22 protein-coding genes and 1 pseudogene are annotated in these 23,251 nt (G+C 67.6%); 1 reads left to right on the top strand and 22 read right to left on the bottom strand.

Annotated elements, in window-relative coordinates; all coding sequences use genetic code 11:
* Window positions 1–7: 7 nt before the first annotated feature.
* A complete protein-coding gene (locus tag ED208_RS07475) occupies window positions 8–1,063 on the bottom strand; it encodes a putative 2-aminoethylphosphonate ABC transporter substrate-binding protein (RefSeq protein ID WP_436286623.1) in 1,056 nt (351 codons plus the stop codon).
* A gap of 36 nt (window positions 1,064–1,099) precedes the next feature.
* Window positions 1,100–2,401 carry an OprO/OprP family phosphate-selective porin gene (locus ED208_RS07470; protein WP_123211272.1) on the bottom strand — a complete coding sequence of 434 codons (1,302 nt, stop codon included), beginning with the start codon at window positions 2,399–2,401 and terminating at the stop codon, window positions 1,100–1,102.
* 295 nt (window positions 2,402–2,696) lie between these two features.
* Between ED208_RS07470 and ED208_RS07465 the strand changes: the two genes are divergently transcribed.
* A complete protein-coding gene (locus ED208_RS07465; protein WP_123211271.1) occupies window positions 2,697–4,274 on the top strand; it encodes an OpgD/OpgG family glucan biosynthesis protein in 1,578 nt (525 codons plus the stop codon).
* Between the two features lie 251 nt (window positions 4,275–4,525).
* On the opposite strand, the gene ED208_RS07460 is transcribed toward ED208_RS07465, so the two are convergent.
* The 20 genes and pseudogenes from ED208_RS07460 to motD form a co-directional block, all read right to left on the bottom strand.
* Window positions 4,526–4,810 carry a HigA family addiction module antitoxin gene (locus ED208_RS07460; protein WP_123211643.1) on the bottom strand — a complete coding sequence of 95 codons (285 nt, stop codon included), beginning with the start codon at window positions 4,808–4,810 and terminating at the stop codon, window positions 4,526–4,528.
* Window positions 4,811–4,834: 24 nt separating this feature from the next.
* A complete protein-coding gene (locus ED208_RS07455) occupies window positions 4,835–5,113 on the bottom strand; it encodes a type II toxin-antitoxin system RelE/ParE family toxin (RefSeq protein ID WP_199720549.1) in 279 nt (92 codons plus the stop codon).
* Window positions 5,114–5,265: 152 nt separating this feature from the next.
* Window positions 5,266–6,132: an SDR family oxidoreductase gene (locus tag ED208_RS07450; RefSeq protein WP_123211641.1), complete on the bottom strand. Its 867-nt coding sequence runs from the start codon at window positions 6,130–6,132 to the stop codon at window positions 5,266–5,268.
* A gap of 68 nt (window positions 6,133–6,200) precedes the next feature.
* A complete protein-coding gene (locus ED208_RS07445; RefSeq protein ID WP_123211270.1) occupies window positions 6,201–7,133 on the bottom strand; it encodes an electron transfer flavoprotein subunit alpha/FixB family protein in 933 nt (310 codons plus the stop codon).
* 21 nt (window positions 7,134–7,154) lie between these two features.
* The gene (locus ED208_RS07440) at window positions 7,155–7,901 is read right to left on the bottom strand and encodes an electron transfer flavoprotein subunit beta/FixA family protein (protein ID WP_123211269.1); all 747 of its coding nucleotides are present in this window, start codon (window positions 7,899–7,901) and stop codon (window positions 7,155–7,157) included.
* Between the two features lie 98 nt (window positions 7,902–7,999).
* Window positions 8,000–9,643 (bottom strand): electron transfer flavoprotein-ubiquinone oxidoreductase, encoded by a 1,644-nt coding sequence (locus ED208_RS07435; RefSeq protein WP_123211640.1) that lies wholly within the window; start codon window positions 9,641–9,643, stop codon window positions 8,000–8,002.
* A gap of 122 nt (window positions 9,644–9,765) precedes the next feature.
* Window positions 9,766–10,455, bottom strand: coding sequence for a carbonate dehydratase (can, locus tag ED208_RS07430; RefSeq protein WP_199720548.1), 690 nt, complete (start codon window positions 10,453–10,455; stop codon window positions 9,766–9,768).
* Between the two features lie 255 nt (window positions 10,456–10,710).
* Complete coding sequence (locus tag ED208_RS07425; protein ID WP_123211267.1) at window positions 10,711–11,922, bottom strand: methyl-accepting chemotaxis protein; 1,212 nt, start codon at window positions 11,920–11,922, stop codon at window positions 10,711–10,713.
* 94 nt (window positions 11,923–12,016) lie between these two features.
* Window positions 12,017–13,042, bottom strand: a pseudogene (locus tag ED208_RS07420) (protein-glutamate methylesterase/protein-glutamine glutaminase); the annotation flags it as partial.
* A 10-nt stretch (window positions 13,043–13,052) separates the two neighbouring features.
* Window positions 13,053–13,670, bottom strand: coding sequence for a chemoreceptor glutamine deamidase CheD (gene cheD / locus ED208_RS07415; RefSeq protein ID WP_123211265.1), 618 nt, complete (start codon window positions 13,668–13,670; stop codon window positions 13,053–13,055).
* A 14-nt stretch (window positions 13,671–13,684) separates the two neighbouring features.
* Window positions 13,685–14,554, bottom strand: a complete 870-nt coding sequence (locus tag ED208_RS07410) for a CheR family methyltransferase (RefSeq protein ID WP_123211264.1) — start codon at window positions 14,552–14,554, stop codon at window positions 13,685–13,687.
* A 1-nt stretch (window position 14,555) separates the two neighbouring features.
* The gene (locus ED208_RS17285) at window positions 14,556–14,720 is read right to left on the bottom strand and encodes a hypothetical protein (RefSeq protein ID WP_158608478.1); all 165 of its coding nucleotides are present in this window, start codon (window positions 14,718–14,720) and stop codon (window positions 14,556–14,558) included.
* 26 nt (window positions 14,721–14,746) lie between these two features.
* Entirely contained in the window at window positions 14,747–17,683 is a 2,937-nt protein-coding gene (locus ED208_RS07405; RefSeq protein WP_199720547.1) for a methyl-accepting chemotaxis protein, read from the bottom strand.
* A gap of 16 nt (window positions 17,684–17,699) precedes the next feature.
* Window positions 17,700–17,903 carry a hypothetical protein gene (locus ED208_RS07400; protein ID WP_123211263.1) on the bottom strand — a complete coding sequence of 68 codons (204 nt, stop codon included), beginning with the start codon at window positions 17,901–17,903 and terminating at the stop codon, window positions 17,700–17,702.
* A 27-nt stretch (window positions 17,904–17,930) separates the two neighbouring features.
* Entirely contained in the window at window positions 17,931–18,461 is a 531-nt protein-coding gene (locus tag ED208_RS07395; protein ID WP_123211262.1) for a chemotaxis protein CheW, read from the bottom strand.
* Window positions 18,462–18,483: 22 nt separating this feature from the next.
* A complete protein-coding gene (locus ED208_RS07390) occupies window positions 18,484–20,490 on the bottom strand; it encodes a chemotaxis protein CheA (RefSeq protein ID WP_123211261.1) in 2,007 nt (668 codons plus the stop codon).
* Between the two features lie 301 nt (window positions 20,491–20,791).
* A complete protein-coding gene (locus tag ED208_RS07380; protein WP_123211259.1) occupies window positions 20,792–21,157 on the bottom strand; it encodes a response regulator in 366 nt (121 codons plus the stop codon).
* Window positions 21,154–21,522, bottom strand: a complete 369-nt coding sequence (locus ED208_RS07375) for an STAS domain-containing protein (RefSeq protein WP_123211258.1) — start codon at window positions 21,520–21,522, stop codon at window positions 21,154–21,156. The genes ED208_RS07380 and ED208_RS07375 overlap by 4 nt, the downstream gene beginning before the upstream one ends.
* Window positions 21,523–21,668: 146 nt before the next feature.
* The gene (locus tag ED208_RS07370; RefSeq protein WP_123211257.1) at window positions 21,669–22,214 is read right to left on the bottom strand and encodes a chemotaxis protein CheW; all 546 of its coding nucleotides are present in this window, start codon (window positions 22,212–22,214) and stop codon (window positions 21,669–21,671) included.
* Entirely contained in the window at window positions 22,211–23,188 is a 978-nt protein-coding gene (gene motD, locus ED208_RS07365; protein ID WP_123211256.1) for a flagellar motor protein MotD, read from the bottom strand. Before motD ends, ED208_RS07370 begins: the two co-directional genes overlap by 4 nt.
* Window positions 23,189–23,251: the final 63 nt, after the last annotated feature.

The following is a 23,251-nucleotide window of genomic DNA, read 5'->3' as shown; positions in this document are numbered from 1 at the left end:
GCGCGGCCTAGGTCTTGGGCTCGGTCTTGCTGGAGTAGCGCTTCTGCCACTCGGCCAGCACCCGCTCGCGGTTGCCGGCGACCCAGGCGAAGTCGTTCTTGGCGTACTTGCTGGCGATGTCGGCCGGGTAGCCGCTCACCGGCTGCGCCAGCGCCGGGATGCCGATCATCGGATAGGCCTGGTTGTAGAGCTTGTTGGCGGTTTCGCTCACTGCGAAGTCCATCAGCTTCCGCACCGCCTCGGGCTTCTTGGTGCCGGCGATGATCGCCTGCGCTTCCATGTCCCAGCCCAGGCCCTCGCTGGCGAACACGATCTCCACCGGCGCGCCCTTGGCCTTCTGCTTGACGCCGGTATAGCCCAGCGAGATGCCAACCGGCACTTCACCGGTGGCGACTTCCTTGCAGGGCTTGGAGCCGGAATGGGTGTAGCGCGCGATGTTGGCGTCCAGCGCGTTCATGTACTCCCAGGCCTTGTCCTCGCCCATCATCTGCAACCAGCCGGCGACGGCGAGGAAGCCGGTGCCCGAGGAATTCGGGTTGGGCATCACCACATAGCCCTTGTAGACCGGCTTGGTGAGATCGGCCCAACTGGCCGGCATCGGCAGGTTCTTCTTCTTCAGCTCTTCGGTGTTGACGCAGATCGCCGCCTCGTAGGCGTCGGCGGCGGTCCACAGCGGCGGCGTGTGGCTGTCGACGAAGCGCGGGTCGAGCTTTTCCACGCCCTGCGGCGCATAGGCTTCCAGCAGCTTGTAGTTGTCGAGCAACAACAGCGAGCTGGCGGCCAGACCCCAGACCGCATCGGCGCGCGGATTGTCCTTCTCGGCCAGCAGGCGGGCGGTGATGACGCCGGTGGAATCGCGCACCCAGTCGATGCCGATGTTCGGGTTGGCGGCCTCGAAGGCCTGCTTGAAGGCCGGCAACTGCTCCGGCTCGAAGGCGGTGTAGACCACCAGGCTGGTCTTTTCGGCGACGGCCGGGGCGGCTTCCTCGGCGCTCTTCTTGCCGCAAGCGGCGAGCAGGCTCAGCGCGACGGCGGCCAGGGCGAGGTGCGGACGGTGCTTGATGAACATGGCGTTGTGTATCCCAAAGAGGCGCGGTGCTTAGAAAACCCACTGGACGCGGCCGACCACGGCGCGGCCGCTGTCGCCAGCGGCGCCGGTGTCGAGGCCATCGACGGTGGCTTGGGTGACGTTCAGCGCCAGCTTCACGGCGCGGATCGGATACCAGTTGGCGCCCACCGTGTAGGCGTCGGCGCTGACCTCGGTGCCGCCCTGCGGCGACACCGTGGCGCTCTGGATGCGGGCGACCAGCTCGATGGCGCCGTAGCGCTGGTTGCTGGGCACGATCTTGTCGAAGCGGCCGTCCTTGCGCTTGTAGCCGCGCGACTCGCCGGTGAGCGTGTAGGTGCCGGTGAGGTAGTAGCCACTGACCTCGATGTCGGCGTTGCCTTCGGCGCCGCCGATGCTGCGGTTCTGGTACTCGGCCTGGAACGACATCGGCCCGAAGATGCCGGCCGCCTCGAAACCGAACTGGCTGTCGCTGGCTATCGGCTGGCTGGCCGCCAGGGTGAGCTTGTTGATGCCGTGCACGCCCAGCCGCGAGCGGACGTTGGTGGTGGCGCCGTCACCGGGGTTCTGGTCGCCGTAGGACAGGCCCAGGTGCAGCATGCGGCCCTTGTCCACCCAGGGGGTGTAGACCAGGCGGCCGTTGAGCGCGTAGTGGTCCTTGCCGCTCTTGGTCGGCTCGTCCTCGGCGTAGGCGTCGGACAGCGCCAACTGGTAGACCAGGCCGGACTTGTTGCCGAACTCGAACAGCTTGCTGGCCTGCACCGAGAACTTGGTGATGTCGTTGGCCGGCGCCAGCTCCCAGATGTAGGCCAGCTCGGTGAGCGGCTGCCAGTTGGAGCTGGTGAGGATGTCCAGCGACACCGGCCGCTTGAAGCGGCCGACGGTGAGATCGGCGTACTTGAAGCCGGTGTACTGCACCATCGCGGTGTCGATGGTGGTGGCGGTGGAGTCGATGTTGCGGGTGTCCTCGGCGAGGTTGACCAGGAAGGTGTAGTTCCAGTCCTTGCTGTACCAGCCGTTGAAGCCGAAGCGGGCGCGGCGCAGTTCGCTCTCGCTGCCGGTGGCGCCGTCGCCACCCTGGTTGTAGAAGCCGTCGAAGTAGTTGACGTCGAACACCGTGCGGCCTTCGATGTCGAAACCGGCGCTACCGTCGTCCGACTCGATGCTGAAGCCGCCACGGCTCTTCACCTTGAAGCCGATCTCGCGGACTTCCGGCTTGGCCGGTTCGGCCAGGGGCTGCACCGGGATGGTGGTCACCGGCTCCTGCGCCGCGACCGAGTAGGAAACCGCGAGCAGGGCCGCTCCGGCGAGACGGGCTGGCAAAGACTGGTGCATGGAAGTCCCTTTTCTTGTGGCGGGGGAAGAGAGCGAAGGCAGCGTGGATCGCTGGAATCACCCCGGACGGGGCTTCGAGCTTGGCTGGGAGTCTAGGCAGCGCTTCGCGGCAGCCATTTGACATTTGGATACAAGTTGACCGCACCCGCTTGGTGCGTCTGCACCAGCGCTGACTTTTTGCCCAGCCCGTCAAGCTCGGTCTGGGAACCCGGCCAAAAATCGCCGGTCGCATGCCCTGCTCTGCCGCAACTGAATCTAAACTTCGCGCGCCTGCCCCAAAGAAACACGCCAGCTCATGAATCGCAGAGGCTTCCTGAAGTCCGCCACCGCCCTCGCCGCCTACGGCATCCCGCTCGCCGCCCTACTGGAGGCGCTGCCGGCCGAGGCCGCCACCGCCAAGGCGCAGGCCTTCGACTACGCCTGGCTCAAGGGCCATGCCCGGCATCTGGCGGAATCGCCCTACGTCTCGCACCAGGGCGAGCTGCCGAAGTCGCTCAAGGACATCAGCTGGGACGACTACCAGCGCCTGCAATTCAAGCCCGAGCACTCGCTCTGGCGCACGCCGGACAGCCCCTTCCAGGCCCGGCTGTTCCACCTCGGCCTGTACTTCCAGACGCCCGTGCACCTGTTCGAGGTGGTGGACGGCCAGGCGCGCGAACTCGCCTACAAGCCGGAGTACTTCAAGTACGACGGCAAGGCCAAGCTCGGCAAGCTGCCGGAAGACCTCGGCTATGCCGGCTTCCGCATCCAGGTGCCGCCCAAGTTCGAGCTGGATGTCGCCGCCTTTCTCGGTGCCAGCTATTTCCGCGCGGTGGGCAAGGACAAGCAGTACGGCCTGTCGGCGCGCGGCCTGGCCATCGACACCGGCCTGCCGCGTCCGGAGGAATTCCCGATCTTCAGCGCCTACTGGCTGGAGCGCCCGAAGAAGGGCGACGAGCACCTCACCGTCTACGCCCTGCTCGACTCGCCGAGCACCACCGGCGCCTACCGCTTCCTGCTCACCCCCGGCGACAGTCTGGTGATGGAGATCGACGCCGCGCTCTATCCGCGCAAGGCCATCGAGCGGCTCGGCATTGCGCCGCTGACCAGCATGTACCAGTACGGCGAGAACGACCGGCGCATGGCCTGGGACTGGCGCCCGGAGATCCACGACACCGATGGCCTCGCGATGTGGACCGGCGCCGGCGAATGGCTGTGGCGGCCGCTGGTCAACCCCACCGGGGTGCGGGTGAACAGCTACTTCGACAACAACCCGCGCGGCTTCGGCCTGTTGCAGCGCGACCGCAACTTCGACCACTACCAGGACGACGGCGTGTTCTACGAGAAGCGCCCCAGCCTCTGGGTGGAGCCCAAGGGCGACTGGGGTCTGGGTGCGGTGCAACTGGTGGAGATTCCCACCGTCGACGAGACCTTCGACAACATCGTCGCCTTCTGGAACCCGAAGGAGCCGGTGCAGCCGGGCCAGGAGTACCTGCTGTCCTACAAGCTGCACTGGGGTGCGGTGCCGCCGGCGACGCCGCCGCTGGCCACCGTCCATGACACCCGCACCGGCCTGGGCGGCGTGATCGGCCAGAAGCGCACCCGCTTCTCCTGGCGCTTCGCCATCGACTTCGCCGGCGGCAAGCTCGCCGAGCTGGACCCCAAGACCCCGGTCGAGGCGGTGATCGAGGCCTCGCGCGGCAGCGTCGAGATCACCTCGGCCCGCCCCCTGCACGCACTCAAGGGCTACCGGGCGATGTTCGACCTGGTGCCGGACGACAGCCTGGAGCCGATCAACATCCGGCTGTATCTGAAGAGTGGCAAGGAAACCCTGAGCGAGACCTGGCTGTACCAGTACACGCCGCCGCCAGTGAGCGAGCGCAAGCTGTACTGAACTTCACGAAAAAGCCCCGGGAAACCGGGGCTTTTGCACTACTGCGTAAATGCTTCTTTGGGTGGATGCAACCCAACCTGCAACGGTTTCACGCCCTCCAGTCGAGGGAGCGAGAGACAACAGACGGCGTTGGGTGGGAAATCGGAAAAACCAACTTACTTTCACAGGAATGGCACATATAGGTCTTCGCAGAGTAGGCGGTTACTCGCAAGTGCAAGCGAGCGTAGGGTGAGCTTCAGCTCACACAGCATCTAAGCTGCAAGGCGCTCAACACCAAGACGATCACGTTGATCCTGCAACTGCCAAAGATCGTAGGCAGCCTGATGCCCAAGCCAGCTCTCGGCACTCTTGCCGAAGGCCAGCTCCAGCCGCAGCGCCATTTCCGCGCTAACCGAAGCACGGGCGTTCACGATTTCGGACAAGGTCTTGCGCGAAACCTTGAGCTGCGCCGCTGCCGCCGTCACCGAGAGGTTCAGGGGCTGCAGCCATAGCTCACTCAGCAGCTCGCCGGGATGCGGGGGATTGAACTGGGTCATGGCGCGCTCCTTCAACAACATCAGTCAGTGGTAGTCCAAGTAATCGACGATCTCGGCGTCACCGTTGGCGTAGCGAAACATCACTCGCCAATTGGCCTGCACCGTCACCGACCACTGGCCGGCCAGATCGCCCTTGAGCCGGTGCAGAGCCAGGCCGGGCGCGTTCATGTCTTCGATCACGCGGGCCTGATCCAGCAGGGCAAGGATCAGTTGCAAGCGCCGGGCGTGCATGGCCTGAATACCGGCCTTGCTCCCGGTCCGGTAGAACCGCTCCAGCCCCTTGTGCGCGAAGGACTTGATCACGGCCCGGATTGTCACCCTCAGAACCCCGATCTGCAACCCATGGGGTTACAATTTCACCTCGTCGTCATTCCCGCGCAGGCGGGAATCCGCCGTCGAGGCAGGTCACTTCGTCGCCAGTCTGGATTCCCGCTTTCGCGGGAATGACGAGCGTCTCAACCGCCGCCCACGGCCTTCGGCTTCACCGCCCGATGAAAGCCGTCGTAAGGCCGGTTGCCCTTGCCCTGCAGCGGGAACAGCTTGGTGTTGAGGCTGGCGCCACCGTCGATCTTGATCGTGTGGCCGGTGACGAAACTGGCGCCGTCGGAGAGCAGGAAGACGATGGCAGCGCTGATCTCCGCCTCTTCGGCCATGCGCTTGAGCGGGATGGTGCTGGCCATCTGCGGAATCACCTGGGCGGTGAAGGCCGGGTCGTACTGATCCATGCCGGAGCTGGCGACAAAGCCCGGCGCCACCGCGTTGACCCGCACCCCGGCACTGGCCCATTCGGTGGCCATGGTCTCGGTGAGGTTCATCATGCCGGCGCGCGCGGCACCCGAATGCGCCATGCCGGGCATGCCGCCCCACATGTCGGCAAGCATGTTGACGATGGCGCCGCCGTTCTTCTTGAAGTGCAGGTTGTAGAGCTCGCGGGCGACCAGGAAGCCGCCGGTGAGATTGTTGGCGACCACCGCCTCGAAGCCCTTCTTGGAGATCAGCGCGACCGGCATCGGGAACTGCCCGCCGGCATTGTTGACCAGACCGTGGATGGCGCCGTGCTCGGCAAGCATCTGCTTGAGCGCCGCCTTCACCGCCTCTTCGTCGCGGATGTCGAAGGCATAGCCGGCGGCCCGGCCGCCGTCCTCGAGGATCTCGGCGACGGTCTTGTCGAGCTTTTCCTGCTTGCGGCCGGTGATCAGCACGGTGGCGCCGAGGCTGGCCAGCTCGTGCGCGGTGCAGCGGCCGATGCCGGAGCCGCCGCCGGTGACGATGTAAGTGCGGCCGGCGAAGGCCGCGCGCGAGAACACGGAACGGTAAGACATCTTTTCATCCTCCAGATACGACAAAGGCCGGTCGCCCGGCCTTTGTCAGTTTCAGCCTGCCGCGCGCATTACAGCTTGGCGGTCAGCTCCGGCACCACGGTGAACAGATCGCCGACCAGACCGATGTCGGCCACTTCGAAGATCGGCGCTTCCGCGTCCTTGTTGATGGCGACGATGGTGCGGGCATCCTTGATACCGGCAAGGTGCTGGATGGCGCCCGAGATGCCGATGGCGAAGTACAGCTCCGGCGCGATGATCTTGCCGGTCTGGCCGACCTGCATGTCGTTCGGCACGTAGCCGGAGTCCACCGCCGCGCGGCTGGCGCCGACGCCGGCGCCGATCTTGTCGGCGAAGTCGTAGATGACCTTGAAGTTCTCCGAGGAGCCCAGCGCACGGCCGCCCGAAACCACCTTGGCGGCGGACTGCAGGTCGGGACGCGCGGACTTCTGCGCTTCCAGCTTCACATAGCGGGTGTGGGTGGCGGCGGTGACGCTGACGCTGGCCTTCTCGACTGCGGCGCTGCCAGTGGCGGCGACGGCGGTGAAGGAGGCCAGACGCACGGTGGCGACCACGGTGCCGGCCGGGGCTTCGACGGTGGTGATGGCATTGCCGGCGTAGATCGGGCGGTCAAAGCTGCTGGCCGAGTGCACGGCCATCACGTCGCTGATCTGCGGCACGCCCAGCTTGGCGGCGACGCGGGGAGCGAGGTCCTTGCCGAAGGTGGTGCCCGGGAACAGCACATGGCTGTAGCCGGCGGCCAGTTCGACGATGGCGGGAGCGAGGTTGGCGGCGACCGGCGCGGCCAGGGCGGCGTTGTCGGCAACGACGACCTTGGCGACACCGGCCAGCTTGGCGGCTTCGGCAGCGACGGCGGCACCGTCGGCGGCCAGCACCAGCACGGTCACTTCGCCACCGATCTGGGTGGCGGCGGCCAGCACCTTGGCGGTACCGGCGTTGAGCTTGCCTTCGGCGTGCTCGGCGATTACGAGAATCTTGGACATGGTTCTGAGTTTCCTTTCGTCTTAGGCGAGGCCCTTGGCCTTCAGCGCGGCGACCAGATCATCGACGGTCTTCACCATCACGCCCTTGCTGCGGCTCGGCGGCGGCACGGTCTTGACGGTCTTCACGGCGGCAGCGGCGGTGACGCCCAGGTCGGCCAGGGTGGTGGCCTCGATGGGGATGCGCTTGGCCTTCATGATGTCCGGCAGCTTGAGGTAGCGCGGCTCATTCAGGCGCAGGTCGGCGGTGATCACCGCCGGCAGGTCGACCTCCAGGGTCTCCAGGCCGGCGTCCACTTCGCGGACCACGGTGGCCTTATTGCCATCGACGTCCACCTTGCCGGCGAAGGTCGCCTGGGCGATGTCGAGCAGGGCGGCGACCATCTGGCCGGTCTGGTTGGCGTCGTCGTCGATGGCCTGCTTGCCGGCGATCAGCAGCGAGGCGCCTTCCTTCTTGAACACGGCGGCCAGGGCGCGGGCAGCGGTCAGCGGCTGCACCTCGCCTTCGTCCTTGATGTGGATGGCCTTGGTGGCGCCGAAGGCCAGCGCGGTGCGCAGGGTCTCTTCGTTCTTGGCGCCGCCGATGGTCACGGCGATGATCTCGGTGATCTTGCCCTTCTCCTTCAGACGCACCGCCTCTTCCATGGCGATTTCGTCAAAGGGGTTCATGCTCATCTTGACGCCGTCGGTGACGACGCCGGAGCCGTCCGGCTTGACCTGGATGCGGACGTTGTAGTCCACCACGCGCTTGACGCTGACGATTGCTTTCATGCGGTCTCTCTACGGTTCAAAAGAAAAAGCGGTTTATTTTGCGGTGCAGCAAGGCAGTCGGGATTGGCCGTAGCGACGCAACCCCGCCGGCCGGCGCCTTACATCGCCGCGTAATTCGGGCCGCCGGAGCCTTCCGGCGCCACCCAGTTGATGTTCTGGGCGGGGTCCTTGATGTCGCAGGTCTTGCAGTGCACGCAGTTCTGGGCGTTGATCTGGAAGCGCTGCGCCTCGCCCTCGCCCACCACCTCGTAGACGCCGGCCGGGCAGTAGCGCTGCGCCGGCTCGTCGTACATCGGCAGATTCTTGGCGAGCGGGATCGAGGGATCCTTGAGCTGCAGATGGCAGGGCTGCTCTTCCTCGTGGTTGGTCGAGGACAGGAACACCGAGGACAGCTTGTCGAAGCTGAGCTTGCCGTCCGGCTTCGGGTAGACCGGCTTCACCGAGTCCTTGGCCAGCTTGAGGGTGGCGTAGTCCGGGATGCGGTCGTGGACGGTGAACGGGAACTTGCCGCCGAACCAGTTCTGCTCGACGTAGTTGATGCCGCCGCCGATCAGGGCGCCGAACTTGTGCAGGAACGGCCCGAAGTTGCGGCTGCGGTACAGCTCGTCGTAGAGCCAGCTGGCCTTGAACTTGTCGGTGTAGTTGTCGAGCACATCGGCCTCGCGGCCGGCGGCCAGGGCCTCGGCGGCGGCTTCGGCGGCGAGCATGCCGCTCTTCATCGCGGTGTGGCTGCCCTTGATCTTGGCGAAATTCATGGTGCCGAGGTCGCAGCCGATCAGCACGCCGCCCGGGAAGGCCATCTTCGGCAGCGAGTTGAAGCCGCCCTTGCTGATCGCGCGGGCGCCGTAGGCAACGCGGGTGCCGCCCTGCAGGTACTGCTTGATCACCGGGTGCTGCTTGTAGCGCTGGAACTCGTCGAAGGGCGACAGGTGCGGATTGCTGTAGGAGAGGTCGACGATCAGGCCGACCACCACCTGGTTGTCTTCCAGGTGGTACAGGAAGGAGCCGCCCAGGCTCTCGGTGCCGCCCACCGACAGCGGCCAGCCGGCGCTGTGCAGCACCAGGCCCGGCTTGTGCTGGCCGGCGGGCACCGTCCACTGCTCCTTGATGCCGATGGCGTAATGCTGCGGGTCGGCGTCCTTGTCCAGCTCGTACTTGGCGAGCAGGCGCTTGGCCAGGTGGCCACGGCAGCCCTCGGCGAACAGGGTGTACTTGGCGCGCAGCTCCATGCCCGGCGCGAAGTCGGGCTTGTGGTGGCCTTCGCGGTCCACGCCCAGATCGCCGACCTGGATGCCACGGACGATGCCCTGCTCGTCGATCAGCACTTCCTGGGCGGCGAAGCCGGGGTAGATCTCCACGCCCAGTTCCTGCGCCTGATCGCCCAGCCAGCGCACCAGCTTGCCCAGCGAGATGATGTAGTTGCCCTCGTTGTGCATCGGCTTGGGCACGAACAGGCCGGGCATCTTGAAGGCTTTTTCCTCGGAGAGGAGGAAGTAGATGTCGTCGCCGGCCACCGGGGTCTTGAGCGGCGCGCCCTTGGCCTTCCAGTCCGGGATCAGCTCGTTGAGCGAGCGCGGCTCGAACACCGCGCCGGAGAGGATGTGGGCGCCGACTTCGGAGCCCTTCTCCACCAGACAGACCGAGAGGTCGGGGTTGATCTGCTTCAGGCGGATGGCGGCGGACAGGCCTGCGGGGCCTGCGCCGACGATCAGCACGTCGTACTCCATCACGTCGCGTTCGATGCTCATCTGGGTGCTACCTGGATCGAAAAGGAACTGTTTAGGCGCCACAGCGGGCGGCCAAGCCGGGCGATTTTACGTGCTTTACCCCCTCGAAGCGACGGCCCCGGGGCGGTCCCAAGCCTTCAATCGGGGCGGTTGGTGTGGGTACGGCGCGCCTCGCTGATGCCGCGCACCGCCCGCTCGCGCAGTTGGCCCAGATCGGCCGGACCGCTCACCGCCACGTCCAGATGGCGCACCAGACCATCGCCCAGGCCATAGATCCAGCCGTGGACGGTGAGGGGCTGGCCGCGCGCCCAGGCGTCCTGGACGGTCAGCGAGGAGCAGACGTTGAGGGCCTGTTCCAGCACGTTGAGCTCGCACAGGAGGCTGAAGCGGTGCGCTTCGTCCGGCTCCAGGTCGATCAGCGGCTGGTGGCGGCAGGCGACATCGCGCACATGCCCAAGCCAGTGGTCGGCGACGCCGTTCACCCGCTGGCAGGTCAGCGCGGCGCGCACGCCGGAGCAGCCGTAATGGCCCACCACCATGATGTGCTTGATCTTGAGCACGTCGACGGCGAACTGGATCACCGACTGGCAGTTGACGTCGGAATGGTTCACCACGTTGGCGACATTGCGGTGCACGAACAGCTCGCCGGGGGCGAGGTCGACCACCTCGTTGGCGGGCACCCGGGAGTCGGCGCAGCCGATCCAGAGGTATTCCGGCGCCTGTTGGGCGACCAGCCGACGGAAGAAGCCGGGGTCGTTCTTGACCACGCGGGCCGCCCAGCGGGCGTTGTTGTCGATCAGGTGCTGCAAATCGTAGTTACCGGCCATCATCGGTCCCTTGTCAGGAAGGAAATCGGGGGCGTACTGGCGCCCTGCACGGCGGGTGGCCGCATCGGACGCCGGTCGGAAAGTGCGTTCGACGCAATAGTTTGCCAGTTCCCGGCGCGCTTTTCGCGGCGGGCAGTGTGGTCTGGTCGCTGCCGCCGCGCCTGCGCCATCGGCGGCTTGACAGCCATCCGGCCCTTGGAAAAGACAAAGCCCGCGACGGACGCGGGCTTTCGGGCGCTGCCTCGGTTGCGGCGGCTAGAACAAGTCCACCGAGCCGGAATCCATCGAGGCCTGAAGCACCGCCTTGTGCGGCACCGCCCGCCACTGGCGGATGCGGTCCTCGGCCTGCCGGTGCCAGCGGTCCACCTCGCTGCGCCGCTGCTCGTCGTCGGTGGCCGGGGATTCCGCCATCAGCCGGTGCAGGTTCTCGGCCTCCAGTGCCATCGCCTGCACCCGGTCGATGTGGCTGACCGCTGCGCTCAGGGCCTGGGTGGAGATGTCCTCGAACTGCAGGCAGCGCACCGCCTCGCCCACCGCGTCGGCGATGCGCTGGCCGGAGCTGGAAAGCTCGCGCATGCCGGATTCCATCGAGCTGTTGAGCGCCTCCACCTGGCCGAGCACGCCCGACATCTCCTGCTGGGCGGTGCGGCTCAGGCTCAAGTCCCGGCTGGCCATCTCGCTGACCGTGGCGCGCACCGCCGCCACCGCCTCCCGCGAGGAGCCGACCAGGCCACGGATCTGCTCGTTGAAGGTGTTGGAACGCTGCGAGAGGTTGCGGATCTCCTCCGCCACCACCGCGAAGCCGCGTCCGGCCTCGCCGGCGCGCGCCGCCTCGATGGCGGCATTGAGCGCCAACAGATTGGTCTGGTCGGCAATCGACTTGACGTCGTTGAGCAGCTCGAAGATCGCGTCCATGTGCTGGACCATGGCGTCGATCTGGCCGACGCTGGCAGTGCTCTGGGCGCTGACCTGGGCCAGGGAATCGACCAGGCCGGACATCAGGGTGCCGGCGCGGCTGACGAAGCCGTGGACGTTGACGCCCTCGTCGGCGGCGGCGTCCTGGCGGGTGACGATGCGCGCCACCGTCGCCGACTGCTCGCGCGACTGCCGGTTCATCGCCTCGAAACTCTGCTGCAACTGGCCGACCGCGTCGCGGATCAGCACCCGCACCCGGTCCACCTCGCCGAGCACGCTCTGCGCCTCCTCGCGCGCCGAGTCGCAGATGCCGGCCAGCAGCCGGTGCTGCTCGGCCAGCCAGGCCTCGTCGCGGGGTTTCTGGCGCAGCAGGGCGTCAAGCTTCCGGCGCTCCTGACGTTGCAGGCGCCAGCTGGCGTGCACCCAGGCCAGCAGCATCGCCGCCAGCAGCGTCCACACCATCGGCGCCGGCGCGGCCAGCAGGGTCGCCAGCGCGTGGGCCGCGGTGAACACCAGGGGCGGCAGTAGGGTTTTCAGGATCGGACTGGTCATGGCAGGCCTATGGGCTTTGATTCGGGTGAGATATCGACCCCGGCTCGACGGTCCTTGAGCGTGGCTCGGAGGAACGGCGCGCCGAGGCCGGCGCACTGGCCAGCCTCAGCAATTCCTGTGCGATCTGCGCCAGCGGCAGCACGCTTTCGGCGCCGCCCATGCGGACCGCAGCCCCGGGCATGCCCCAGACCACGCTACTGGCCTCGTCCTGCACCAGGGTGCGGGCGCCGGCCTGGCGCAGCGCCAGCAGGCCCCGGGCACCGTCCTCGCCCATGCCGGTGAGCACCGCCGCCACCACATTGGGGCCGGCGTGCTGGGCCAGGCTGCGGAACAGCACGTCCACCGCCGGCCGCTGGAAGTTTTCCGGCGCCTCGTCGCCGAGCCGGCAGACGTAGCGGGCGCCGCTGCGCACCACGTGCAGGTGGCGGCCGCCCGGCGCGACGTAGATGTGACCGGGGACGATCTGCTGGCCGTCCTCGGCCTGGCAGGCGCGCATCGCGCCGCAGCGGTCCAGGCGTGCCGCGAACGGCGCCGAGAATGCGGCGGGAATGTGCTGGGTGATGACGATGGCCGGCGCATCCGCCGGCATCCGCCGGATCACCTCCTTGACCGCCTCCGGGCCGCCGGTGGAAGAGCCGATGGCGATCAGCTTGTCGGTGGTGCCATAGAGCCGGCGGCCGCCGCCGAGCGGACTCGCCGCCGGTCGCGGCAGCGCCGGAATCCGGGCGCGTGCGACCTCCTTGAGCTTGCCGCGCAGAAACTCCGACTGCTCCAGCAGGCCGGCGCGGATGTCGAGCTTGGGCTTGGTGATGAAGTCCACCGCGCCCAGATCCAGCGCCTGCAGGGTCACCTCGGCGCCGCGCTCGGTGAGCGAGCTGACCATCAGCACCGGCATCGGGTGCAGGCGCATCAGGTTTTCCAGAAAGGTCAGGCCGTCCATGCGCGGCATCTCGACATCCAGCGTCAGCACGTCGGGCTTGAGCTGCTTGATCTTTTCGCGCGCCACCAGCGGGTCGGCGGCGCTGCCGACCACCTCGAAGGCCGGATCGCTGGCGATCATTTCGGTGAGCAATTGGCGCACCAGCGCGGAGTCGTCAACGATCAGCACTTTGATGGGCATGGGGTCGTCACTAGTCGAACAGTTCGACGCTACCCGCCACCGGTGCCGTCACCAGGCGCGAGCGATAGGCGGTTTCTTGGGCGAGGTCGCGGCTGGCGAGCGTGCTGGTCAGGCGGCGCACCAGCACCCGGCCATCGGCGGGGAAGTAGAAGATCTTGCGCGGACAGGTGTCGCCCAGATCCTGGGCCAGCACCGGGATGTGTTCGGCCTTGAGATAGTCGAGCACGAACTGGGCATTGCGGTTGCCGACATTGCTGTCGGTGAAGCTCTTCAGCACCGCCGCGCCGCCGAACACCTTGGCCTCCAGGCCGGAGCGCCGGGCGCCGGCCTTGAGCAGTTCGTTGACCAGCACTTCCATCGCATAGCTGCCGTAGCGCGCGGAACTGCCGCTGCCCAGTTCGGCGTCGGGCAGCATGAAATGGTTCATGCCGCCGATGCCCAGGCGTGGATCGCGGATGCAGGCCGACACGCAGGAGCCGAGCACCGTGGTCAGCACCAGGTCCTCGCCGGAAACATAGAACTCGCCGGGCAGCAGCTTGACGCCGGTCTTCTCGAACTGGCGGTCGTAGTAGACAAAGCTGGCCCAGCCATCCCCGGCGGCGCCGGAACGGCCCCAGGAGTCGCCCATGGTCGCATCCGCGCTCACGCCGCCACCGGACGCCGGCGTACCGGCACGGAGGAAGCGGTCGCCGCGTAGATCGTCCGGCCCAATGGCCGGATCAGGTGCGCGGCATGGAAGAAGCTCTCGGAATGCCCGGCGTACAGCAGGCCGTCGGCGGACAGTCGCGGCACCAGCTTGCTGATGATCTCCAGCTGCGTCGGCTTGTCGAAATAGATCATCACATTGCGGCAGAAGATCGCCTGGAACGGCCCCTGCATCGGCCATACCGGATCAAGCAGATTGAGCTGCCGGAAGCGGATCAGCTGCCGCAACTCGTCCACCACCTTGCAATAGCCGGCGTTGCTGCCGGTGCCGCGCCGGAAGAAGCGGCGCTGGCGTTCGGCGGAGAGCTTCTCGATGCGCTCCAGCGGATAGACGCCGCGCTCGGCGGTGGCCAGCACCTGGGTGTCGATGTCGGTGGCGAGGATGGTCACCGGCGGCGTCAGCGTGCCGAACACTTCGGCGGCGGTCATGGCGATGGAGTACGGCTCCTCGCCGGTGGAGGCCGCCGCCGACCACAGCAGGATGCGCTCGCCACGCGGACGCGACTTCAACAGGCCCGCGAGCGACTCGAAGTGATGCGCCTCGCGGAAGAAGGCGGTGAGATTGGTGGTCAGCGCATTGGTGAAGGCCTGCCATTCCTCGGCGCTGCCAGCGCTCTCCAGCGTGTCCAGATACTCCTTGAACGAGCCGCTGCCGGTCGCGCGCAGGCGCCGCACCAGCCGGCTGTAGACCATGTCCGACTTGCTGTCGGCCAGCGCGATCCCCGCACGCGCGTGGATCAGCTGCCGCACCCGCTCGAAGTCGCGCGGCAGGTACGAATACTGCCGCTGTTCCTGGTCCTGGCTCATCTCAGTTCGCTGGAATCGGCGTTATCGCGGCTTCCGCCGGCATCGGCCTGGGGTCCGGCTCCTCGTCTTCGTTGACGGCGAGCGGCAGCCCGGCCAACCCCAGCCCCCAGTTGGCGAGTAGCCGGAGATAGCACTGCGAATCGCTGTGGGTGGCGAACAGCTTCATCTCCGGGGCTCCCGTTCGGTGGTCGTCTAGAACTCGCTCCACTGGTCGTCCGACTTGCCGGTGGTGCCGTTGCGCTTGCTGACCACCGCCATCGGCTTGCCGACCGGGCGGCTGGGTGCCGTGGGGCGCGGCGCCCGCGCCACCGCCGGCCGCTCCATGCGCACCGGCGCCGGCCGGGCCGCCACCGTGGGTGCCGGCGCGTAGCGGTCGTTCTGCGCCTCCGAGAGGCGGAACTGGCTGACTGACTGGCTGAGGCCGCCGGCCTGCTCTTCCAGCGAGCGGGCGGAGGCGGTGGCCTCTTCGACCAGGGCGGCGTTCTGCTGGGTCACCTCGTCCATCTGCGTGATGGTCTGGTTGACCTGCTCGATGCCCTGGCTCTGCTCCTGCGAGGCGGCGGTGATCTCCGACATGATGTCGGTCACCCGCTTCACGCTGCTGACGATCTCGTCCATGGTCTTGCCGGCCTGCTCGACCAGCTTGGAGCCGTTGCCGACCTTCTCCACCGAATCGCCGATCAGGCCCTTGATCTCCTTGGCGGCGCCGGCGCTGCGCTGCGCCAGGCTGCGCACCTCGGCGGCCACCACCGCGAAACCGCGACCCTGCTCGCCGGCGCGGGCGGCTTCCACCGCCGCGTTGAGCGCCAGGATGTTGGTCTGGAAGGCGATGCCGTCGATGACGCTGATGATGTCGACGATCTTCTTCGAGGACTCGTTGATGGCCGACATGGTGGTGACCACCTCGCTGACCACCTTGCCGCCCTGCACCGCGATGCTGCTGGCGCCGATGGCGAGCTGGTTGGCCTGCTTGGCGTTTTCGGCGTTCTGCTTCACCGTCGAGGTCAGCTCTTCCATGCTGGAGGCGGTTTCCTCCAGCGAGGCCGCCTGCGACTCGGTGCGCGCCGAGAGATCGCTGTTGCCGGCGGTGATCTCCTTGGCGGCGGTGTTGATGGTTTCGGTGGCCTGCTTGATCTGGCTGACGATCTGGGTCAGCTGGCTGACCGTCGCGTTGGCGTCGTCCTTGAGCTTGCCGAAGGTGCCCTTGAAGTCGCCGCTGACGGTCTGGGTGAGGTCGCCCAGCGCCAGCGCGCCGAGCACCCGCGCCACTTCGTTGAGGCCGACATCGCTGGCTTCCAGCAACTGGTTGATGTTCTCGGCGAGCTGCTTGAAGAAGCCGTCCTTGCCGTCCAGGCCGACCCGGCGCGAGAAGTCGCCGTTGGCGGCGGCGGCGACGATGGCGCCCACCTCGTTCTCGACCATCACCTCGGCGGTGCGGTTCTTCCACTCCACCACCGTACCCAGGCGTTCGCCCTGGGCGTTGATGATCGGGCTGGCGATCAGCCCGAAGGTCAGGCCGCCCACCTTGATCTCGGTGCGGTAGGTGCTGCGCAGATTGGCCAGCATCTGGGTCTGGTGCGCGGGATTCTTGTGGAACACGTCGATGCTCGCGCCCATCAGCTTGCGGGCATCGAAGTGCGGCAGGGCCTTGCGCAGGTCGGACTCCGCCTGGGTCAGCATCTCGCCGACCGCGCCGTTCATGTAGACGATCTCGCGCTCGTTGTTGGCGATCATCACGTTGCCGGACACGTTATCGAGCGCGTTGCGGATACGCAGGTTCTCGTTGGCGATGCGGCGCTCGTCCGCCTGGCGCTCCGCCTCGCGGGCGGCGGCGGCGAGTTCGGCGGTCAGGTCCTTCCATTCCACCACGTAGCCGAGACGCTCGCCCTTCTCGCCATTGATCGGGTTGAGGATCAGCGAGAAGCTGCGGCCACCGAGCTTGAGCTGGGCCTTGTGGGTGTCGGTCATCTTCGCCAGCAGACCGCGCTGGTAGGCGGGCGTCTTGTGGAAGGTGTCGATGTTGGTGCCCACCACCCTGGCGGCGTTGAAGCTGGGCACGTCCTTGCGGATGTCGGACTCGGCGGTGGCCAGCATCTCCTTGATCGAGTTGTTGACGTAGACCACGTTGAGGTCGGCGTCGGCCACCATCACATTGGTCTGCACCACGTCCAGACCCTGCTTGATGCGGCTGGTCTCGGCGCTGAGACGCTGCTCGCGCGCCAGCGCCGCCAGCTCGGCCGTCATGTCCTTCCACTCCACCACGTAGCCGGTTTTCTTCTCGGCCTCGAAGATCGGATTGAGGATCAGCGAGAAGCTGCGGCCACCGATGGAGAGCGTGGTCTTGTGGGTGTGGCTGAGCTGCGCCAGCATGCCGCGCTGGTAGGCGGGGTTCTTGTGAAAGCTGTCGATATTGGTGCCCACCACCCTGGCGGCGTTGAAGCTGGGCACGTCCTTGCGGATGTCGGACTCGGCGGTGGCCAGCATCTCCTTGATCGACTCGTTGACGTAGATCACGTTGAGATCGACGTCGGCGATCATCACATTGGTCGCCACCACGTCGAGGCCCTGCTTGATGCGGGCGGTCTCGGCGGCGCGGCTGATCTCCAGCGCCTTGGCGGCCAGCTCCGCCTGCTTGTGGACGGTGATGTCGGTGGCGTACTTCACCACCTTGTAGGGACGGCCGGCCTTGTCCAGCAGCGGATTGTACGAGGCCTGGATCCAGACCTCGCGACCGCCCTTGCCGAGGCGACGATATTGTCCGGCGTCGAACTCGCCGCGCCCGAGCTTCTCCCAGAAGGCCCGGTATTCGGCACTGGCGCGGTATTCGGGATCGACGAACAGGCTGTGATGCTGGCCGCGCACCTCGTCGAGGCTGTAGCCGACGGTCTTGAGGAAATTGTCGTTGGCGCGCAGCACCGTGCCATCCAGGCCGAACTCGATCACCGCCTGCGAGCGGTTGATCGCGGCGATCTGTGCCAGCGACTCGTCCTGCGTCCGGCTCGGGGCCGGCGGCTTCTTCACCAGCGCCGCCGGACGGCGGGCAGCCGTGGCCTTGAGCGGCTTGGCGGGCGCGGATTTCCTGGCGGGCTTGCTGGCCTTCTTCGACTGGACGGCGGCGACGGATTTCATGGCGGTTCGGCCCTGATTAGTGATGGGATGAGCTGGCGACGGCGCAAGACGCGCTGGCTTTCGGGGAACGTTGCAGATGCAGTGCGGCGGCAAGCAGTTCGCGGCCGGCAGCGCCCAGCAGGGCCAGCCCGAACAGCGGTGCGAGAACGATGGCGGCGATCAGGATCAGTGGCGTGCCGATCAAAGCGTCCATGGCCATGAACAAGTTTTCCGATTTCATTGGTGACTCCTTTCCAAGACGGCGTCCTTACTGCAGGGACTGGGCATGCGCATCCATCAGCGCCATGTCCGATCCGGACATCAGCTTCTCGATGTCCACCAGAATCAGCATGCGGCTGTCGAGCGTGCCCAGGCCGGTGATGTAGCGGGTATTGATCGCGCTGCCGAACTCGGGCGCTGGACGGATCTGTTCGGCCGTCAACTGCATGACATCGGAGACCCCGTCCACCACCATGCCGACCACCCGGCGGGCGATGTTGAGGATGATCATCACCGTGAACTCGTTGTACTCGGCACGCCCCAGCTTGAACTTCAGACGCATGTCCACGACCGGCACGATGGTGCCGCGCAGGTTGATCACGCCCTTGATGAAATCGGGCGCGTCGGGGATGCGGGTCACCGCGTCGTAGCCACGGATCTCCTGCACCTTGAGGATGTCCACGCCGTACTCCTCGGCACCGAGCGTGAAGGTCAGGTACTCGCGGACCGCAGCCTCCGAGGGATTGCCGCCGGCCTGGGCGATGGCGGCGTTATGGGAATCGAAGACGGGAGGATTCATGCTCGGCGAGCTCCTGTTGGTACTAGGCCGCCACGGCGGGCTGCAAGCGGCGCACCAGCTCGCCGGCGTCAAGAATCAGTGCCACCCGGCCATCGCCGAGAATGGTGGCGCCAGACATGTTGGGAACCCGGCGGTAGTTGCTTTCGAGGTTCTTCACCACCACCTGCTGCTGGCCGAGCAGGTCGTCGACACCGAGTGCCAGCTTGCGGCCGTCGGACTCGATGAGGATGCAGAGATTGCGGTCGTTCTCGGTCGCCGCCGGCAGGCCGACCAGATCGTGCAACGCCATCAACGGCACCATCTCGTTGCGCACCCGCACCACCCGCGCGCTGTGGCCGATGGTCTTCACATCCTCGGGATGCGCCTGCAGCGACTCGACCACCGCCGCCAGCGGCACGATGAACACCTCCTCGCCGACCGCCACGCTCATGCCGTCGAGGATCGCCAGGGTCAGCGGCAGGCGGATGGTCACCTGAGTGCCCTGCCCCGGACGGCTGCCGAGATCGACCTGGCCGTTGAGGGCGAGGATGTTCTTCTTCACCACGTCCATGCCGACCCCACGGCCGGAGACATCGGTAACCACTTCGGCGGTGGAAAAGCCCGGCGCGAAGATCAGCTGGTAGACCTCGGCATCGGCCAGGCTGTCGGGCGCGTCCAGGCCCTGGCTGCGCGCCTTGGCGAGGATGCGGTCGCGGCTCAGGCCACGGCCGTCGTCGGAGATTTCGATGACGATGCTGCCGCCCCGGTGGCTGGCGCGCAGGGTGATGACGCCCTCCTCCGGCTTGCCGGCCGCGAGACGCTCGGCGGCGGTCTCGATGCCGTGGTCCAGGGCGTTGCGCACCAGATGGGTGAGCGGATCGGCAATCTTCTCGATCACGCTCTTGTCCAGCTCGGTGTCGGCGCCGACGGTTTCCAGACGCACCTTCTTGCCGAGCTTGCCGGCAAGGTCGTGCACCAGGCGCGGAAAGCGGCTGAACACGAAGTCCATCGGCAGCATGCGGATGCCCATCACCGATTCCTGCAGGGCGCGGGTATTGCGGTCTAGCTGGGCCAGCGCGGTGAGCAGGCGCTCGTTGACCACCGGGTCGAGGTTGGCACCGGTCTGCGCCAGCATGGCCTGGGTGATGACCAGTTCGCCGACCAGATTGATCAGCACGTCGATCTTGTCGGTGGGCACGCGGATCGAGCCGGTGCCCTCGCCGGCGCTGCGGCGCTCGCTGCCGGCGCGCGCCTTGGGCGCGGCGCTGGCGGCCGGCGGCGGCGTCTCGGCCTTGCCGCCCTGGATCAGGGTCAGCGCTGGCCGGGTGTCGGCGGCCAGCAGCGGGCTGATCTGCAGCTCGCATTCGTCCTCCACCCAGGCGAAGGCCTCGCGCACCGTCGCCTCGCTGGCGGAGCTGAGCAGCTCCAGATTCCAGCTGACGTGGCTGTCTTCCGGCTGGGTGTCGGCCAGGCTCAGCGCCTCCGGCAGCTGCGCCTCGGCGCTCAGGCTGCCCAGGCCGGCCAGCTCGCGCAGGATGCGCAGCGGGTCGTTGCCGGAGCGGAACAGCCCCGGCTGCGGAACGAAGCGGATGCGCCAGCCGCGCGCGGCGGCCGGCGGCGGCTCGGTCGCCGGGCCGCCGGTGCTGCTGGCGGCGACGGGCTTGCCGGCCAGGGCCTGCTCCAGGGCCAGCTGGTGGCCGGCGATCAGATCGAGATTGGCCGGGCGGCCGTCGCGGGCGGCGTTGAGCAGCTCGCGCACCGCGTCCACCGAGCGCAGCAGCAGATCCACCAGCTCGGCGGTAACCGGCCGGCTGCCGCTGCGCATCTGGTCGAGCAGGGTTTCCAGCAGATGGGTGAAGGCCGACACCGCCGTGAAACCGAAGGTGCCGCCGCCGCCCTTGATCGAGTGGGCGGCGCGGAAGATGGTGTTGATGGTCTCGGCCTCGACGCTGGCCGGGTCCAGGCGCAGCAGCGCCGATTCCATGGTGTCCAGGCCTTCGAAGCTCTCCTCGAAGAAGGTCTGGTGGAAGCGCGACAGATCCAGGCTCATGGCGTCGCCCTGCGCCTCTGCCCTTGCTCCTCTGCCTGCTTGCGGGCGGAGGCCGGAGGGCCGGCGTGCGCGAGCGCTGCCCGGGCGGAAACCGACCCCACCCTGGCCCTGCCCCGCTCGCGGGGGAGGGAACAAACACGGCTTTCGGCGATGACCTGCCGCTCGTAGGCGCGCACCGCCATCGCGGCCTTGCGCATGGCGTCGGCGGCGGAATTCATCCCTGCCGTCCCTGGCGCGACTTCGGTGCCCGGATCAGACCCCGGCCCGGCCATTGCGGGCGGTGCCCGCAAGGCATGGCCGCTCACCCCAGCACCTTGCGGATGGTGGCGATCAGCTGCTCGGGATTGAAAGGCTTGACCAGCCAGCCGGTGGCACCGGCGGCCTTGCCCTCGGCCTTCTTCTCCGGGGTCGACTCGGTGGTCAGCATCAGCAGCGGCGTGAACTTGTAGTCGGGCAGCGTGCGCAGGTTCTTGACCAGGGTCAGGCCGTCCATGTTGGGCATGTTGACGTCGGCCAGCACCAGCTTGAATTTTTCCTTCTGCGCCAGGTTCAGCGCCACCTGGCCATCCTCGGCCTCGGTGACCTCGAAGCCGGCGGACTGGAGAGTGAAGGCGACCATCTGCCGCATCGACGCGGAGTCGTCGACGGCGAGGATGCGCAGGCTCATGCCGCCACCTCCGCCGGGTTGTCCTGGCTCAGGGCGAGCAGGCCCAGCAGGCTGTTCATGCCCAGCAGGGTGGCGGCGCTACGCAGCGCCTCCGAGGGTTCCGACCAGCGGGTTTCGCGGCCGGCGGCGCGACGGTCCCGGCAGAACAGGCAGAACAGCTCCAGCGCCGCCGTGTGTACCGCGCGCACCTCGCCGGCCTGCAATTCCACCGGACCCGGCTCGTCCACCGCCCCCAGCAGCTGCCGGTGCAAGCCGCTGGCCTCCTCGATACCCAGTTCGGCGCCGAGGGGAATACAGGCCACCCCGGCCGGCGCGGGTGGAGTCCGGGGCGAGGTTTGCGCGACGGCGGAACGTTTGGCGGCCATGTTCTTGAGTTCTCCGCAGTGGGTCTTGTCGATTCCCGCGTCGGCGTGTTGACGTCGCTGGCTGCGGTTACCGCCCTATCGGCAAGCCCTGTTCCCGCTTGAGAGGCCGCTCCCGCCGGCAGCGGCCACTGCGATGAACGGCGGTTTCAACCGCCGTGAGCGGCGGGCAGCTGCGGCGCCAGCAGCGGCGCGGCGTCGAGCAGAGTCAGAATCTCGCCGCCGTCGGCGGTGCTGCCGCAGGCCAGGGCCTGCAGCGCCGGCGAGGCCTCCGGCGCCGGCGCCAGAACTTCGTCGGGCATGCGCTTGAGCAGTGCCGCCATGGCGTCGACGCGCAGGCCCAGGCTGTAGCCGCCCTGCTCCAGCACCAGTACCGGCCCGTCGGCGCGCGCGGGCGCCTGCCCCAGCCAGCGCCCGAGGTCGAGCAGGGTGACGATCTCGCCACGCAGGTTGATCACGCCCAGCACCGCCGCCGGGGCCCCGGGCACCGGCTCCGGCCGCGTCTCCGCCAGCACCTCGCGCAGTTGCCGGATTTCCAGCGCGTAGCGGGCCGCGCCCAGCCAGAAAGACACCCAGCGACGCAGCTCCGGCGGCTCCGCCGCGATCTCGGCGGCGATCAGCTGGGCGGCCAGCAGCTCCGGACCCGGCAGCGGCAAGGGGATCGGCATCGGCGTCGGCGGCTTGGCGAGCGTCATGGCGCGGCGGCAGCGTGGTCGACGAGGCCGCTGGCGACGGCCGGCGGACTGGCGGCACCGACGGCCGGCGCGGCCGACGGAATCTCGGCGCCGCCGGAGACCGCCGCCGGCGCCTGGGCGGCGAGCGGATCGCCGCCGTCTTCGCTGGCCAGCACCACCAGCACCACCCGGCGGTTGCGGTTGCGGTGCTCGACCGAATCGTTGGCGACCACCGGCTGGAACTCGCCGTAACCGGCCACCGACAGCCGCTCCGGCAGCAGGCCGGCGCCGATCAGCACATGCACCACGCTGGTGGCGCGCGCCGCCGACAGCTCCCAGTTGCTGGGAAAGGCGGCGGTGGCGATCGGCATGTCGTCGGTATGGCCCTCGACGCGGATGCGGTTGGGAAACTGCGCCAGGATGCCGCCCAGCTTGGCCAGCACCGGCCGCGCCGGCTCGGCGACGGCGGCGACGCCGGAGGCGAACAGGATGTCGGTCTTGATCTCGATTTCCAGCCGGTTGTCCTTGCGGCGGACGATGATGATGTCCTTGCTGATCAGGTCGCCGAGCGCGGCCTCGACCTCGTGGGCGATGCGCCGCAGAGCCTCGCGCTCGCCGGCGTCGGCGGCGGATTCGCCGCGCTCCTTCATCGGCATCGGCACGCCGGCCGAGGGCAGCACCGCGCCCAGCCCGTGCAGGCTGTCCGGCATGCCGGTGCCACCCTGCTCGCGGCGCGGCCGCGACGGCGCGGCCGCTGGCGCGCCGCCGATGCCGTGGGCGCTTTGCTCGCCGATCTGGATCGGCCGCGAGACCCGGGGGGTGCCGTGGAAGGCTTCGTTGAGCGATTCCGAGAGCACGCGGTACTTGCCTTCGTTGACCGAGGACATGGCGTACATCACTACGAACAGGGCGAGCAGCAGGGTGACCAGATCACCGTAGGGGATGGCCCAGGCCTCGGCATTGAGATGCTCTTCGTGCTTGTGCTTTCTAGCCATGTGCTGCTCTGGCTGGGGCCTGCTTGTGGTTCGCGCGTTCGCGCTCTGCTGGCTGTGCAGGGC

This window comes from Stagnimonas aquatica (genome assembly GCF_003730135.1).
GTDB classification, from domain to species: domain Bacteria; phylum Pseudomonadota; class Gammaproteobacteria; order Nevskiales; family Nevskiaceae; genus Stagnimonas; species Stagnimonas aquatica.
This window is presented reverse-complemented; position numbering and strand designations above follow the sequence as displayed.